This window comes from Nocardia sp. NPDC059229 (assembly GCF_042754165.1).
GTDB lineage: Bacteria > Actinomycetota > Actinomycetes > Mycobacteriales > Mycobacteriaceae > Nocardia.
Map to the genome: position 1 here is coordinate 367923 of NZ_JBHZAK010000005.1, position 14160 is coordinate 382082.

Annotated in this window: 14 protein-coding genes and 1 riboswitch; of the genes, 5 read left to right on the forward strand and 9 right to left on the reverse strand. The window is 69.1% G+C overall.

Annotated features, from left to right (window positions below):
* The first annotated feature begins 156 nt into the window (after positions 1-156).
* Positions 157-1542 (forward strand): amidase, encoded by a 1386-nt coding sequence (locus ACFXHE_RS15170; RefSeq protein WP_379383326.1) that lies wholly within the window; start codon positions 157-159, stop codon positions 1540-1542.
* A 148-nt stretch (positions 1543-1690) separates the two neighbouring features.
* On the opposite strand, the gene ACFXHE_RS15175 is transcribed toward ACFXHE_RS15170, so the two are convergent.
* The 5 genes from ACFXHE_RS15175 to dacB form a co-directional block, all read right to left on the reverse strand.
* Positions 1691-2578: a LysR family transcriptional regulator gene (locus ACFXHE_RS15175; protein WP_354831474.1), complete on the reverse strand. Its 888-nt coding sequence runs from the start codon at positions 2576-2578 to the stop codon at positions 1691-1693.
* A 376-nt stretch (positions 2579-2954) separates the two neighbouring features.
* Positions 2955-3512: a hypoxanthine phosphoribosyltransferase gene (gene hpt, locus ACFXHE_RS15180; protein WP_354831477.1), complete on the reverse strand. Its 558-nt coding sequence runs from the start codon at positions 3510-3512 to the stop codon at positions 2955-2957.
* A gap of 42 nt (positions 3513-3554) precedes the next feature.
* On the reverse strand, positions 3555-4487 hold the full coding sequence (gene tilS, locus ACFXHE_RS15185) for a tRNA lysidine(34) synthetase TilS (RefSeq protein WP_379383460.1): 933 nt from the start codon (positions 4485-4487) through the stop codon (positions 3555-3557).
* Positions 4488-4581: 94 nt separating this feature from the next.
* Positions 4582-5655 (reverse strand): zinc-dependent metalloprotease, encoded by a 1074-nt coding sequence (locus tag ACFXHE_RS15190; RefSeq protein ID WP_379383329.1) that lies wholly within the window; start codon positions 5653-5655, stop codon positions 4582-4584.
* A gap of 13 nt (positions 5656-5668) precedes the next feature.
* Positions 5669-7129, reverse strand: coding sequence for a D-alanyl-D-alanine carboxypeptidase/D-alanyl-D-alanine-endopeptidase (dacB, locus tag ACFXHE_RS15195; protein ID WP_379383331.1), 1461 nt, complete (start codon positions 7127-7129; stop codon positions 5669-5671).
* Between the two features lie 133 nt (positions 7130-7262).
* Here dacB and ppa point away from each other — a divergent pair, with 133 nt between their 5' ends.
* Positions 7263-7754, forward strand: coding sequence for an inorganic diphosphatase (gene ppa / locus ACFXHE_RS15200; protein ID WP_379383333.1), 492 nt, complete (start codon positions 7263-7265; stop codon positions 7752-7754).
* 65 nt (positions 7755-7819) lie between these two features.
* Here the strand turns inward: ppa and ACFXHE_RS15205 are convergent, their stop codons facing one another.
* Together ACFXHE_RS15205 and ACFXHE_RS15210 are read right to left on the reverse strand one after the other, a co-directional pair.
* On the reverse strand, positions 7820-9475 hold the full coding sequence (locus ACFXHE_RS15205; protein ID WP_379383335.1) for an MDR family MFS transporter: 1656 nt from the start codon (positions 9473-9475) through the stop codon (positions 7820-7822).
* A gap of 85 nt (positions 9476-9560) precedes the next feature.
* A complete protein-coding gene (locus ACFXHE_RS15210) occupies positions 9561-10382 on the reverse strand; it encodes a crotonase/enoyl-CoA hydratase family protein (protein WP_379383337.1) in 822 nt (273 codons plus the stop codon).
* A gap of 152 nt (positions 10383-10534) precedes the next feature.
* On the opposite strand from ACFXHE_RS15210, the gene ACFXHE_RS15215 reads away from it, so the two are divergent.
* From ACFXHE_RS15215 to ACFXHE_RS15225, 3 genes are all read left to right on the forward strand, one after another.
* A complete protein-coding gene (locus ACFXHE_RS15215) occupies positions 10535-10849 on the forward strand; it encodes a 2-oxo-4-hydroxy-4-carboxy-5-ureidoimidazoline decarboxylase (RefSeq protein ID WP_379383339.1) in 315 nt (104 codons plus the stop codon).
* 40 nt (positions 10850-10889) lie between these two features.
* Entirely contained in the window at positions 10890-11363 is a 474-nt protein-coding gene (locus ACFXHE_RS15220; RefSeq protein ID WP_354831494.1) for a YbaK/EbsC family protein, read from the forward strand.
* A gap of 77 nt (positions 11364-11440) precedes the next feature.
* Positions 11441-11989, forward strand: a complete 549-nt coding sequence (locus tag ACFXHE_RS15225; protein ID WP_379383341.1) for a flavin reductase family protein — start codon at positions 11441-11443, stop codon at positions 11987-11989.
* 13 nt (positions 11990-12002) lie between these two features.
* Here the strand turns inward: ACFXHE_RS15225 and ACFXHE_RS15230 are convergent, their stop codons facing one another.
* Positions 12003-12641: a LysE family translocator gene (locus tag ACFXHE_RS15230; RefSeq protein WP_379383343.1), complete on the reverse strand. Its 639-nt coding sequence runs from the start codon at positions 12639-12641 to the stop codon at positions 12003-12005.
* Between the two features lie 153 nt (positions 12642-12794).
* Positions 12795-13454, reverse strand: a complete 660-nt coding sequence (locus ACFXHE_RS15235) for a heme oxygenase (biliverdin-producing) (RefSeq protein ID WP_379383345.1) — start codon at positions 13452-13454, stop codon at positions 12795-12797.
* Positions 13455-14005: 551 nt separating this feature from the next.
* Positions 14006-14119, forward strand: a riboswitch (SAM riboswitch).
* Positions 14120-14160 lie beyond the last annotated feature (41 nt).

Genomic DNA, 14160 nt, shown 5'->3' on the forward strand with positions numbered 1-14160 from the left:
CCATCATCCCCGACTGCTAGCCGGAATGATAACTTGCGGCTCACGAGCGGATCACCCGATTTCGACACGAGGCGACGGGGGAACATCAGCATGCACGACGAGGGCACGGCGCTAGCGGCTGAAATCGCCACAGCCGGCACCGCCGAGGAGGTAGCGGTGGCACGCACCAAGGCTGATTCCGACACCCCATCCGACCGTCCCCCCGTGGACCTGACCACGGCCACCGGCATCGCCGCGGCGGTCCAGAACGGCTCGATCTCCCCCGAGGACGCGGTCGGCACGGCACTGGACCGGATTCGCGCCCGCGATCGGAAATTGAACGCTTTCAGTCTCGTTCGCGAGGAAGCGGCCCGCGCCGAGGCCTGCACGGTGGCCGAACGAGCGGATCTGGACATGCTGCCGCTGGCCGGCGTGCCGATCGCGGTGAAGAACAATATCGACGTCGCCGGCGAGGTCACCCGGGGCGGTTCGCTGGCCGGTCCCGATACCCCCGCCGCCGGCGACCACCCGGTGGTGCGGCGGCTGCGGGCCGCGGGCGCGGTCGTCGTGGGCCTCACCACGGTGCCCGAATTCGGGCTCTGGGGTGTCACCGACGGCCCGGGCAGCATCACCCGCAGCCCGTGGAACACCCGCTACTCCGCGGGCGGCTCGTCGGGTGGTTCCGGCGCGGCGGTCGGCTCCGGCATGGTCCCGATCGCGCACGGCAATGACGGGCTCGGCTCGGTCCGCATTCCGGCCGCCTGCTGCGGTGTGGTCGGCCTCAAGCCCGGCCGCGGTCTGGTGCCCGCCGAGGTGGGGCTGGACTCGTGGGGCGGGATGACCGAGAACGGGGTCCTCGCAACAACGGTCGCGGATGCCGCGCTCATGCTCTCGGTGCTCGCGGACCGCCCCGACCTGGCCGATCTGGAGACGCCCTCGACGCTGCGCATCGGCCTGGCCACCGGGGCTCCGACACCACTCGGCCATATCGACCTGGCGTGGACCGCCGCCGCCGACAAGGCCGCCGCGGCCGCCTCCCGGGCAGGCCACATCATCGGCGTCGCCGAACTCCCGTACCAGGGCTCGACTTTCGCGCTGCTGCTGCGCTGGCTGGGCAATGCCGCCCGCGAGGCCGCGACCGTCCAGCACCCGGATCGCCTGCAGCGCCGCACCCGGGTGCACATCGCCCTCGGCAGGGCGGTGCTGAAGTCCGGACTGCTGCGCCCGTCGCAGGTCGATCGTGTGGAGGCCCGGCTGCTCGACTACTTCGAGCGCTACGACGTGGTCATCACGCCCACCCTGGCGACCCCCGCCCCGCGCGCCCGCCGCTGGCATTCCCGCCCCTGGCTGGCGAATGTCCTTGCGAACACGAAGTTCTCGCCGTTCACGCCGCTGTGGAACCTGGTCGGCTGGCCCGCGCTGTCACTACCCATGGGCCTGCACCCCCGCACCGGCACCCCGGTCGCGGCGCAGATCGCGGGCCCGCCCGGGAGCGAATCGACCATCCTCCGGCTGGCCGCGCAGATCGAGGCCGCCCACCCCTGGCAGCGCGTCGCTCCCTGAGCACACCCCGGCACAGCGCGCCGGGATGCAGCACAGCGCCGCGTCGCTCGGTGACGCGGCGCTGTACTTCTGTCTCGGTACTCCCGGACGGACCGCGGCAACCTCCGACCCTCTGCCGCCGCCCGTTTCGACCGGTCCGGGCCGGGGCCTACTGGGCCGCGACCGGTTCCTTCTCGGCGAAGCCGCCGTCGAGGACGCGGACGGCGAACTCGAGGATGGTGGGGCGGTCATCGTCGGCACGCCAGGCCACCGCCAGTTCGCAGGGGGCCAGGCCGGTGACCGGGCGGGCGGTGAGGCCGGGCCAGCGATACATGGGGACATTGTTCTCGGCCAGCAGGCACACGCCCAGGCCGAGGCTGACTGCCTCGAGACGCTCCTCGGCGGTGGCCGCTTCCGCGCCGATCTTGGCCTGACGGCCGCCGCGGGCGTCCGCACCGAGCCAGAAGTCCCGTGCCGCACCGGCTTCGGCGGGCATGGCGATGAAGGGCTCGTCGATCAGGTCGGCGAAGTCGATCTGCTCCTGGCCGGCCAGGGCGTGGTTCTCGGGCAGCAGCACCCAGCGCGGTTCGGTGCGCAGCACCTGCCAGCGGTAGCGACTGGTGTCGGGCACCGGCAGCCACATGAGCGCGAGGTCGGCCTGACGGCCGGCCAGCCCGCTGGACGGGTCGGTCCAGGACGCGGAGTGCAGGGCGAGCCGATGGCCGCTGGCGCTCTCCAGGTCGGTGATCAGGCCGCGGCCGATGGAGGACTGGATGCCGACGCGCAGCACCTCACCGGCCTCCTGCAGGGCGACATTGGTGACTTCCCACAGTTCCAGAATCTTCCGCGCGCCTTCGAGGAGTTCCTTGCCGGCGACGGTCAGGGCCACGCTGCGCTGGTTGCGGTCGAACAGCACGACGTCGAGCTGGCGCTCCAGCTGACGGATCTGTCGTGACAGGGTGGGTTGTGCGATGTGCAGCCGTTGAGCGGCGTTGGTGAAATGCAGTTCCTCAGCGACGGCGACGAAATACCGCAGGTCGCGCAAATGCGGGTCCATAGCCCCTTGCTATCAGAATCGGTCTTGATTTTCCAGCCGTATCTGACCCAAAAGTTTGCAACTGGATCAGAAAACAGCCGTCAGGTTTGTTACAGACAGCATAGGACTCCCCCGAAACATTCTGTTAACCGGACCCGCGAATTCCTGGCCATTCACCGACACTCACCCACCGGCCCCCTAACGGACACTTGACCAGCTGTTACACATAAATCCGCCCCCATGCCCGATTCCCGCTCACCCGGGCGCTGACATCCAGCAACGACCACTCCCCCCGGCCCACGCCCCAAACCAGCCCACCGAGTGAGTTTCGTCACATCAATGCAGAAGGCCGCTCCCGGTAACCGGCAGCGGCCTTCGTTTCGATCCTCGAGAGTTGTTACTCCCCGCCGTAGACCTTCGGGTCCAGGGTGCCGATGTACGGCAGATCACGGTAGCGCTCGGCGTAGTCGAGGCCGTAGCCCACCACGAACTCGTTCGGGATGTCGAAGCCCACGGCCATCACGTCCACCTGGGTGCGCAGCGCGTCGGGCTTGCGCAGCAGCGTCACCACCTCGAGCGAGGCCGGGTTGCGGCTGGACAGGTTGCGCAGCAGCCACGACAGCGTCAGGCCGGAGTCGATGATGTCCTCGACGATCAGCACATTGCGCCCGGCGATGTCCTTGTCCAGGTCCTTCATGATGCGCACCACGCCAGAGGACGAGGTGGAGGACCCGTAGGACGAGACGGCCATGAACTCCATCTGCGTCGGCACGGTGAGCTTCTTGGCCAGGTCGGTCATGAAGAAGATGGCGCCCTTGAGCACGCCCACCAGCAGCAGGTCGCCCTCGGGGGCATCGGCGGGATAGCGCTTGGCGACCAGTTCGGCCAGTTCCTCGACCTTGTCGGCGATCTGTTCCTCGCTGATCAGCACCGACGCGATGTCGTCCCCGTACACGTCCGCTGGTTTCCCTTCAGTGATGTCGACCCGAATCCGGGTTCACTCCGAACCGAGTATGAGCCTGCCATGTTCACGCGCGGCAACCAACCTCGTCCCACTGGGCGAACCGCCCACCGCGACCCCGCCCTGCCCCCGCCACCGCGTGACCAGCGCCTCGACCGCCCGTAAATTGCTGTCCGTCAATGATTTTGCGCCACGCTCGAGCAACCATTCGCGAATGACGCGGCGGCGGACCGCGGGCGCGGCAGTGGCGAGCATCTCGATTCGCAGCCCGTCACCGTCCCGGGCGGCTGCCAGCAACTCTCCGGCGAGCGCGTCCAGCACCTCCCCGTCCTCCCGCAGGTGCGCTGCCGTGCGCGCGAGCGCGGCGGCCACGCCACCGCCGAGCACGTCCTCGAGCAGCGGCAGCACCTCGTGTCGCAGGCGTACCCGGGTGAATTCCGGCGCGCTGTTGTGCGGGTCCTCCCAGGGCGTGATCCCCAGATCCGCGCACAGTTCGCGGGCCACGCTCCGCCGCACCCCCAGCAGTGGCCGCCCCCACGGCGCATCGAATTCCGGCATCCCCCGGATGGACCGCGCCCCCGACCCGCGCCCGAGCCCGAGCAGTACCGTCTCGGCCTGATCGTCCAGCGTGTGCCCCAGCAACACCGGCAATCCCTGCCGCGCCTGGTCCAGCGCCGCGTACCGGGTGCGCCGGGCCGCCGCTTCCGGACCACCCGGGTACCGCTCGACCGTCACGGTCAGTACCCGCGCCGACCGGCAGCCCAGCTGCAACGCCAGCGCGGCCGCCGTGGCGGCCACCTCCGCCGACGCCGCCTGCAAACCGTGATCCACCGTCAGGGCGTCCACCACATCTGCCTCCGCACAGGCGGCGGCTGTCAGCGCGACCGAATCCGCCCCACCCGAGAGGGCCACGGCGACCACCCCGTCGGGCGCGAACCGTCCCAGCCATTCCCGCACGGCGCGCCGCATCTCCAGTGCGGCAGGCGTCTCGGGCAGCCGGGGCCGATCGTTCACGCCCTGATCGTCGCACGCGGGCCCCGGGGCACGGTGCGGCGGCAACGGCTCAGCCGAGGACGCGGGCGACCCAGCGTTGCGGTTCGCCGATTTCGTCTGTGCGGGGCAGGGTTTCGGGGTCGGTCCAGATGGTGTTGAACCGTGCCATGCCGACGGTGTCGACGACCTCGTCGACGAAGGCCTTGCCACGCACGTACTGGGCGACCTTGGCGTCCATGCCGAGCAGTGCCCGCAGCAGCCGCTGGATGGGGTTGGCGGGGCGCTTGCGGCGCTGATCGAAGGCGGCGCGGATGCGGGCGACCGAGGGCACCACGGCGGGTCCGACGGCGTCCATGACGTGGTCCGCGTGGCCCTCCAGCAGCGTGCCGAGCATGAGCAGGCGGTCGAGGGCTTCGCGCTGCGGTGCGGCCTGGGTGGCACGCAGCAGCCCGATGACACCGCCGGCCGGGTCGTCGCCGCCGCGGCGGCGCTCCTTCACGGCGTCGACGAGCCGCGCCAGCATGTCGGCGAGGGGTTCGTCGCCCGCCTCACCGAGCACCTCGACATTGCGGCGCATGTAGCCGGCGATCCAGGGGGCGGAAGAGAATTGGACCCGGTGGGTGACCTCGTGCAGGCACACCCAGAGCCGGAAGTCGCTGGGCGGCACGCCGAGTGCGCGTTCCACCGCCATGATGTTGGGCGCGACCAGCAGCAGCGTGCCGTCGGGCCCGGTGAACGGGTCGTACTGGCCGAGGATGGCCGTCGACAGAAACGCCAGCATGGCCCCGGCCTGCACTCCTGCCGGTTTGCCGACGAGTTTGCCCTTCTCCCCGGGTTCCACGCCGCTGCCGGTGAGCTGGGCCATGGATTCGGCGGCGGCGTGGATCCAGCCGGGCCGGTCCACGATCAGCGCATCCGGTACCACCGACCCGTCGTCGAGACCGCTGACCTCGCGGACCGGGCCCTCGGCGCGCACCGAGGCGGCGGCGAGTTCGGCGACCGCGTGTTCGGCCGAGTACCGGGATGTCCGCGGCCCGGCCGGCACCAGCGCGGCGCCGGTGCGGGCGGCCACGTTCCAGTCCACGACACCGGTCAGGTTGGTCCGGGTGCGAGCAGGGGCCACAGGGTTTTCGGATCCGGTCATGTTCATCCACCCGTCATGAGCAGCCACAGTTGCGCAGTGCGTTGGCGACGGCATCCAGCGCGGGTCGGCTCGCCTCCGGCGGCCGATCGTTCGACATCAAGGCGAACGTCAGGACCCGTCCGTCGCGGTCCAGCACATAACCCACCAACGCACTCGAGACGGACAGAGTTCCGGTTTTGGCCCGGATCCACCCCGCCCCGTCGCGATCCCGGTCGACATAGCGGGTCGCCAGCGAGCCGGTGCCGCCCGCCACCGGCAGGAAGTCCAGCAGCGGCGCGAGCGGGGAGCCGTCGGTGCTGCTCGCGGCCGGGTCGGCGGTCGAATTGTCTTGCGGGCCAGCGCCGTTGGGCAGCGCGGCCACGGTCAGCACCCGGTTGAGCAGGCGCGGGGGAATGTGGTCGTCGGTCGAAAGCCCGCTGTTGTCGGCCATTTTCAGGCCGGTCAGATCGAATCCGGCGGCCTGCAGCACGGTCGTCATGGCGGTCACCGCGCCGGTGAAGGAGGCTTCCTGCCCGCTCGCCACCGCGACCTCGCGGCCGATGGCCTCGGCCAGCACATTGTCGGAGTGCACCATGGCCTGCAGCATGCGTTCCCGCAGCGGCGCGGACTGCACGGCGGCCAGCTGGTTCGCGCTCGCCGGGGCGGTGCCCAGCTTCACCTTGGCGGGATCGACACCCAGTTCGGTGGCCAGCTTCCGGCCCGCGTCGAGGGCGGGAGTGGGTGTGCGGGGCGAATATTCGACCAGCGGGTCGAGGCGGCCACCGTCGATCATGACCGGGTCCAGCGGTGCGATGGAGCCGCCCGCGATATCGGCGTTGTCCCAGCCGGGCGCGAAGTTCGGGCCCGCGTAGGCGGAGGTGTCGACCACGATGGAGTCCACCCGCTGCCCGGCGGTCTTGATCTGCGCGACCAGGTCCTGCAGCCGGGGCGCGTCCGGGTAGTAGCCCTTGCCGTCCGGCTGCGCGGTGATGGTCGGGTCGCCGCCGCCGACCAGCACGATCTCGCCGGGAGCCGAGCCGGTCACAACCTTGGTGGTGATCCGGTGATCGTCGGGCAGGGCGAGCAGTCCGGCCGCGGTGGTGAGGATCTTGGCGGTGGAGGACGGGATCATGCCCTTGTCCGGATCCATGGTCCACAGCACCTTGCCGGTGTCCCCGTCGGAGACCGAGGCGGCGAAGATCCCGAGGTCCGGATTGCCGACCACCGGTCCGAGCGCGGCGGCCAGCCCGTTCGCGGAGGCGGCGGGCGCAGTCACCGGGGCGGGCGCGACCTGCGGAATCGGCTTCACGGGCGCGGGCGGATCGGCGATCGTCAACCCCCCGTGCCGGAATTCCTCCGTCCACGGCTTCAGGATCACCGCCACCGCCCCGGCCGCCGCCACCACGACGACCAGCACCAACGACACCACGATCCAGGTTCTGCGTCGCCGCTTGGCCTCCAGACCACCGATGTTCTGCTTGTTCCGACCAAACACCTGCCGCTGTCTCCCTGATACCTGTGGTGGGGCTGATGGCTCTACCGCGGTCCACACTATCCTCGTTGCGCAGTCGTTCCCTTGAACGAGCTGGCGAGTCGGCAGCCATACCGCCCACCGAAAAGGAGATGACGTGGAGTTCGACGTCACCATCGAGATCCCCCGGGGTCAGCGCAACAAGTACGAGGTCGATCACGAGACCGGACGCGTTCGGCTGGACCGCTACCTGTACACGCCGATGATGTACCCGGCCGACTACGGCTACATCGAGAACACCCTCGGCGGCGACGGCGATCCGCTGGATTGCATGGTGCTGCTGCCCGAGTCCGTGTTCCCGGGTGTGCTGGTCGAGGCCCGTCCCGTCGGCGTGCTGATCATGAGCGACGAGGCCGGCATCGACGAGAAGCTGGTGGCGGTGCCCGCCGGCGACAAGCGCTGGGCTCACATCCAGGACGTCGAGGACATCCCGGAGTTCCAGCGCAAGGAGATCGCGCACTTCTTCGAGCACTACAAGGACCTGGAGCCCGGCAAGTGGGTCAAGGTCGAGGGCTGGGAGGGCCGCGCGAAGGCCGAGAAGCTGGTCGACGAGGCCTACGCTCGCCTGAAGGAGCAGGGCGGCCACTGAGCTCCCGCTGACGAGGGGCGGCGCGGATTCCGCGCCGCCCCTTTCGTTTTCCCGAATCCCCCGTCCTACTCGGCAGCGGCCGCGAGGCCGGCGGTCGTGCGCAGCGGGACTTCCTTCCAGAACACCACCAGCACGAACGCCAGCAGGGTGACGGCGGATGTGGTCAGGAAGACCGTCGACAGCGATTCCGCGAATCCCACCTTGAACGGGTGCGCGAGCACGGGATCGAGCTTCTGGATTACCGAACTGTCGTTCAGCACCCCCTGCGCCGCCGAGGTGTCGTGCTTCAGGAATCCTTGCGACAGCGCCATATCCGCGGGATTCCCGTCGTGCGCCCCGGCGGCGACGGCGTCCTGGAACCTGCGGTCCTTGCCCGCTTCCAGCAGCTGCGCGCGGATATTGGGTCCGAGCCGATCGAACAGGATCGACAGGAACACCGCGGCGCCGAGCGTGCCGCCGATCTGCCGGAAGAAGGTGGCGGCAGCGGTGGAGACGCCCATGTCCTTGGGCGGCAACGCATTCTGCAGCGCCACGATGAGCGGCTGCATGAGATTGCCCAGCCCGAAGCCCACGCACAGCATGAACAGCACCACGATCCAGAACGCCGTATCGGCCTTCAGGTAGTGCAGCAGGAACAGCCCGATGGTGATCATGGCCGAGCCCAGCAGCGTGTAGACGCGGTAGTGCCCGGTGCGCGAGATCAATTGTCCCGACATCACCGAGCCGATCATCATGCCCAGCACCATGGGGATCATCTGCAGCCCGCCCAGCATCGGGCTGGCACCCCGGTCGGCCTGCAAATACTGTGGCAGCAGCAGGATTCCGCCGAACATGCCTGCGCCCACCACGAACGAGATGACGACGCCGAGCGCGAAGGTGCGGTTGGCGAAGATGCGCAGCGGGACGAGCGCGGCTTCTCCCAGCGCGGCTTCCACCAGGATGAAGGCGATCACCCCGAGCGCGCCGATCAGGTAGCAGACGATGGATCGCGCACTGCCCCAGCCCCATTCGCGCCCCTGCTGGGCCACGATGAGCAGCGGGCTCATGGCGATGACGAGCGCCAGCGCACCCCAGTAGTCCACGCGGTCACGGGATTTCTCGCGTGGCGGCAGGCGCAGCACCCGGGTCACCACGACCAGGGTGAACAGGCCGATGGGGACGTTCACCAGGAACACCCAGCGCCAGCCCGCGATCCCGAGAATGCTGTGCTGTCCCGCGAGCAGCCCGCCCAGCACCGGCCCGATCACACTCGAGGTACCGAACACGGCCAGGAAGTACCCTTGGTACCTGGACCTTTCGCGCGGGCTCACGATGTCGCCCACGATGGTCAGCGCCAGCGACATGAGCCCGCCCGCGCCCAGCCCCTGCAGCGCCCGGAAGGCGGCCAGCTCGTACATGGACTGTGCGAAGGTGCACAGCAGCGAGCCGGTCACGAAGATGGTGATCGAGGCGAGGTAGAAGGGCTTGCGCCCGTACATGTCCGAGAGCTTGCCGTACAGCGGCGTGGCCAGGGTGGCGGTGATCAGATACGCGGTGGTCGCCCAGGCCTGCAGCGAATACCCGTTCAGATCGTCGGCGATGGTCCGGATCGCGGTGGACACGATGGTCTGATCGAGCGCCGCGAGCAGGATGCCCAGCAGCAGTCCGCTGATGATCACCAGAATTTCGCGATGGGTGAAGCCGCCCGCACCGGTCGACTCGCTCACCTCGGATGTAGCCATGGCCAAACCTCCGGTCCCCCGCCCAAAACGATAGGCCGGGAACCGGAGGCATGGGGTCCTTTTACGGGGCCGGAACCCCCTGGGGTCACTTCCCCTTGAACTCCGGGGAGCGCTTCTCGAAGACCGCCTGGATGGCCTCGGTGAGGTCCTCGGACGGCAGGAACGCCGAGTTCCAGGCCGACACGTAGCGCAGCCCGTCGGCGATCCTGCCGCGCTTGGGCTGGTCGAGGACGTCCTTGATGCCCTGCACCACCAGCGGCGGGTTGGCGGCGATCTCGCGCGCCATGGCGTGGGCGGCGTCCAGCACGGCCTGCTGGTCGGCGTACACGTCGTTGATCAGGCCGATCTTCTCGGCGCGGGCCGCGTCGATGTCCTTGCCGGTGTAGGCGAGTTCACGCACGTGCCCCTCGCCGATGATGCCCGGCAGCCGGTGGAGCGAGCCGATGTCGGCGACGATGGCCACCTTGGCCTCGCGCAGGCTGAACTTGGCGTCGGCGCTGGCCAGGCGGACATCCGCGGCGGCGATAAGGTCCAGTCCGCCGCCGATGCACCAGCCGGAGATCGCCGCGATGACCGGCTTGACGCAGTCGGCGACCGCGGTGACCGAGTCCTGCATGCTGCGCACGTGCTTGAGGAAGTCGGTGCGCGGCCCGGCGAGCGCCCGGTCGGCCAGCAGCGGCCCGAAGAGCGGGCTCATGGCCGGCAGGTCCAGGCCGTAGGAGAAGTGCGTGCCCGATCCGGTGAGCACGATGGCGCGGATGTCCGGGTCGGCGTCGAGTTCGCCGAAGATCAGCGGCAGTTCGCGCCAGAAGTCGGGGCCCATGGCATTGCCCTTGCCAGGACCGGTGAGCGTCACCTGGGCGATGTGGTCCTTGCTTTCGACCTCGAAAGCCTTCCATTCGGTCATCGGTCCAGCGTATCGGGGGTGCCGGGGGCGTGTCGGGCCGGTGTTAATCCTGTGCTAAATCTGCTGCGTCCCAGTGTTTTCGAACCGCCTTCCGGCGGACGATTAGCGGGTCCGCACAACTCGCCCATCCCGTGTGTGAGGTCTGGATGTTGATGCATCACGGAATCGGCCTCGACCGCTTCAATACGCTCCCCCGCCGCCGCGCGACTCATGCCTTGTACGAATGCTGCTGCAATGTCACCTGGGCCCAGAAGATCGCCGACGGCCGCCCGTACCCGGGCCACGCCGCACTCCAGACGGCCGCCGCGGCGGAGCTGCACGCCCTGTCCGCGATCGACCTGGAACGGGTCTTCGATTCCTGTGCGCACCAGTGGGTTTCGCAGCGCACCGTCGAGGAGCTGGCCCCGATCGTGCGCGACCGCCTCACCGAGCTGCTGGGCCCGGAGGAGGGCTATCCCGACTATTGATCCCCGGCACATCCACCGCAATCGCTCTACCCTGGTTGCCATGCGCAGGTCCCTGCCACCGGTCGCGTCGAAGGTCTCCGACACCTTGATCGCGCGCGGCCATCACGGGGTGATCATCACCCAGCCCAGTCCCACCCACACCGCGCAGGAAGCCGCCGACGCGCTCGGCGTGACCGTCGGGGCGATCACCAAATCGCTGGTCTTCCTGCTCGACGACGATCCGGTGCTGCTGCTGGTTTCCGGTGCGCACCAGGTGCATCTGAGCCGCACCGGGGAGCGCCTCGAGGGCACGCTCTCCCGGGCGCCCGCGGCCATGGTCCGCGAGGTGACCGGGCAGCCCATCGGGGGTGTCGCCCCGCTCGGGCACCCCACCAATCTGCCGACCTTCGTCGACACGGCGTTGTCGCAGTATCAGGAGTTGTGGGCCGCGGGCGGGCATCCGAACACGCTGTTCCGCACCACCTTCGGGGAATTGGTCCGGATCACCGCGGGCCTGGCCATCGATGTGGACTGAGCGCCACCTACAGGCGTGGACCGGGCAATTCCTTACAGGGTGGAATAACCGGGCGTTCGACCACGTAGTTTCGTGACGTGAGCGATTCCCCGACGCCCGGCACCGAGCTACACGTGCCCGACGATCTGAGCGGCATTACCGCGCAGCAGTACCGCGCCGCCATGCGGCACTATCCGGCCGGGGTCACCATCGTCACGCTCGAGTCCGACCAGGGTCCGGTGGGCTTCACCGCCACCTCGTTCGCCTCGCTCTCGGCACAGCCGCCGCTCATCTCGTTCAATATCGCCGAGACCTCCTCCAGCATCGAGGCCATGCTGCGGGCCGAATCGCTGGTGGTGCATTTCCTCGGCGAGCATCAGAAGCATCTGGCCCAGCGGTTCAGCCGGACCGCCGAGGAGCGTTTTACCGACCGGTCCCTGTGGACGACGCTCGGCAGCGGCGAACCTGTGCTGCACGGCACTCCCATCTGGGTCCGCGCCACGGTCCATCAGCTCCTCCCGATCGGCGACCACACCCTGGTCATCGGCCTGGTCACCCAGGTGAACGACAACACCGAGAACTCCCCGGCGGTCGGCCCGCTGGTGTATTACAACGGCGCGTACCACCGCGCCGAGATCGCCGACTGACTCAGGCGCCGACTCAGGCCGCGGCCGAGGCCGCCGTGCCGATGCCCAGCGCCGCCAGGATCGCCGCGCTCGCCTGCTCCAGCCGCACCCGGACGCGCGGCCGTCGCAGCAACTCCACCGCCCGCGCGGCCGCCACTGCCAGCAGGATCATTTCGATTGCCGCGACACTGGATTCGATGGCCCCGAGCGTGAGCGTGTTGAGGAATGTCACCCGGGTCAGGAACTGCGGCAGTACCGCGAGGTAGAACAATCCCACCTTCGGATTGAAGACACACGACAGCAATCCAGCAGCGAACGCCGAGCGCAGCGACGCCGGCGCACCCTGGGCCGGCGCGACATCCGCCCCGCCGGCCGCCGCGCCGGGCCCGCGCCGATGCGCCAGCAGCGCCCGAACGCCCAGGTACACCAGGTAGATTCCGCCGATCACCTTGAGCGTGCGATACGCGGTCGCCGACTGCTCCAGCAGCGCCGCGACCCCGGCCGCGACCACGGTGGCCCACACGATCCCGCCGAACGCCGAGCCCACCGCCGCCGCGATTCCGGGTCGCGATCCGGCCATCGAGAATCGCAGTACCAGAAAGGTATCCGGCCCCGGCGTGAGCGCGAGCAGCACACACAACCCCACGAAACTCAGTAGCAGCGGAAAACTCATGCCCTCCATGGCAACCCATCACCGTGGCCCGGCGCAAGGGTGAGATCGCTGACCCTGCCCCCGACGAACAGGGTCGACGACGCCCCGCGGAAATGACGAAGGCCGCCGCCCCTGTCGATCAACGGGGGTCGGCGACCTTCGGGGTTGCGAGTTTCAGTTCCGCGCGCTGAATTCCGCACCCAGCTCACGGAACAGATCAGTGTTCATCGTGAACGCCAGTCGCGCCTCGTCGAGTACGCGATCGACCTCGGGGCCGTCGAGGGGAAGCTGGTCGAGGGCCTCGCGGTAGTCGCGCTTGAACGCGGCCGGGTTGGCGATGTCCTCGAAGACGTAGAACCGCACGCCGTCGCCCTTCTTGGGCAGGTTCCACAGCTTCTCGGCGGTACCGCGAATGACCTGGCCGCCGGAGAGATCGCCCAGGTAGCGGGTGTAGTGGTGGACGACATAGCCGGCCGGCCAGTCGCCCGCACACTCCTCGATGCGGGCGGCGTAGGCGGTGGTGGCGGGCAGCGCGGTCAGTTCATCGCGCCAGTTCGCGCCGCCGAGGTGGGCCAGGTCGCCCTCCAGCGCGGCCAGCCGCGCCAGTTCCGGTTTGACGAACGGACCCGCGACCGGGTCGGAAGCCAGTGCGGCGGAGTGCTTTTCGAGGGCGGCGTAGACGAACCAGAGCTGGGCGGTGTACCGGTAGAAGGCCTCCACCCCGAGCTGCCCGCCGAGCATGTCGCGCATGAACGTGGAGTGTTCCGCCTCGTTGTGCTGCTGCTCGGTCGCGGTGCGGATGAGCGTCGAGAACGGGGTGCTGGTCTCCAGCATGGTCGGGCTCCTCGTGGTCAACTCGGGGGCACACCACTTTGGCTACCCTAACTTCGACTCGACCATACGCCCCAGCAACGTTCGCGCGATTCGAACTTTGCGGCCCACCCGATCCAACTTTCGGACGATTTTTCCGAAACGGATGTGCCGTACGCCACACCCCCTCAGGTCCGCTGCAGCTGCTGAGGCGCGGGCCTCGACACCCGCGCCGGCCGAGTCCGGCTATCGCGCCGAGTCGACGACCCTGTTCCTCTGGGAGGGCGTGACCCAGTACCCGACCGAGCGGGCCGTGCGCGCCACCTTCGCGGCGCTCGCCACCGCGCCCGCGGGCTGCATCCCGGCGGGGTGTCCGGACTGCCGCCGAATACGGCTGGCGCGTGCTCGAACAGGTCGGCTGCGCGGAATACAGCGCTTTATCTCACCCGCCGGCCGGAGCGGCGAACGGGTTCCGGACCTCGAACGATGCGTCTGGGCCGGGCAGGTCCGACCCCGCCGGGCCGCGCCGGTCAGGGTTGACAAGCCCGCGAGCCGTCTGCCAGTCTCTGCAATCAGGTCATGAGTACCAGCGTGAAGCCCCGGCTTGCTGGTCGGCAACCCTCCTCCGCGGTGGGGTGCTCCGGGTGACGACCGGGCCGACGCCCGACCGGGCGCGGCAAGCGCGGACTCTCGATCGATTCCTGTTTTCCCGATCGCGTGTCCATGAACC

Excerpts from the sequence above, each read along its gene's own strand:
- ACFXHE_RS15210 (WP_379383337.1), bottom strand. The coding sequence starts at position 10,382 with ATGACCGAATGGAAGGCTTTCGAGGTCGAAAGCAAGGACCACATCGCC.
- ACFXHE_RS15230 (WP_379383343.1), bottom strand. The coding sequence starts at position 12,641 with ATGAGTTTTCCGCTGCTACTGAGTTTCGTGGGGTTGTGTGTGCTGCTC.
- ACFXHE_RS15220 (WP_354831494.1), top strand. The coding sequence starts at position 10,890 with ATGCGCAGGTCCCTGCCACCGGTCGCGTCGAAGGTCTCCGACACCTTG.
- ACFXHE_RS15190 (WP_379383329.1), bottom strand. The coding sequence starts at position 5,655 with ATGACCGGATCCGAAAACCCTGTGGCCCCTGCTCGCACCCGGACCAAC.
- ACFXHE_RS15235 (WP_379383345.1), bottom strand. The coding sequence starts at position 13,454 with ATGCTGGAGACCAGCACCCCGTTCTCGACGCTCATCCGCACCGCGACC.
- ACFXHE_RS15205 (WP_379383335.1), bottom strand. The coding sequence starts at position 9,475 with ATGGCTACATCCGAGGTGAGCGAGTCGACCGGTGCGGGCGGCTTCACC.
- ACFXHE_RS15175 (WP_354831474.1), bottom strand. The coding sequence starts at position 2,578 with ATGGACCCGCATTTGCGCGACCTGCGGTATTTCGTCGCCGTCGCTGAG.
- tilS (WP_379383460.1), bottom strand. The coding sequence starts at position 4,487 with ATGCGGCGCGCCGTGCGGGAATGGCTGGGACGGTTCGCGCCCGACGGG.
- ACFXHE_RS15215 (WP_379383339.1), top strand. The coding sequence starts at position 10,535 with ATGCATCACGGAATCGGCCTCGACCGCTTCAATACGCTCCCCCGCCGC.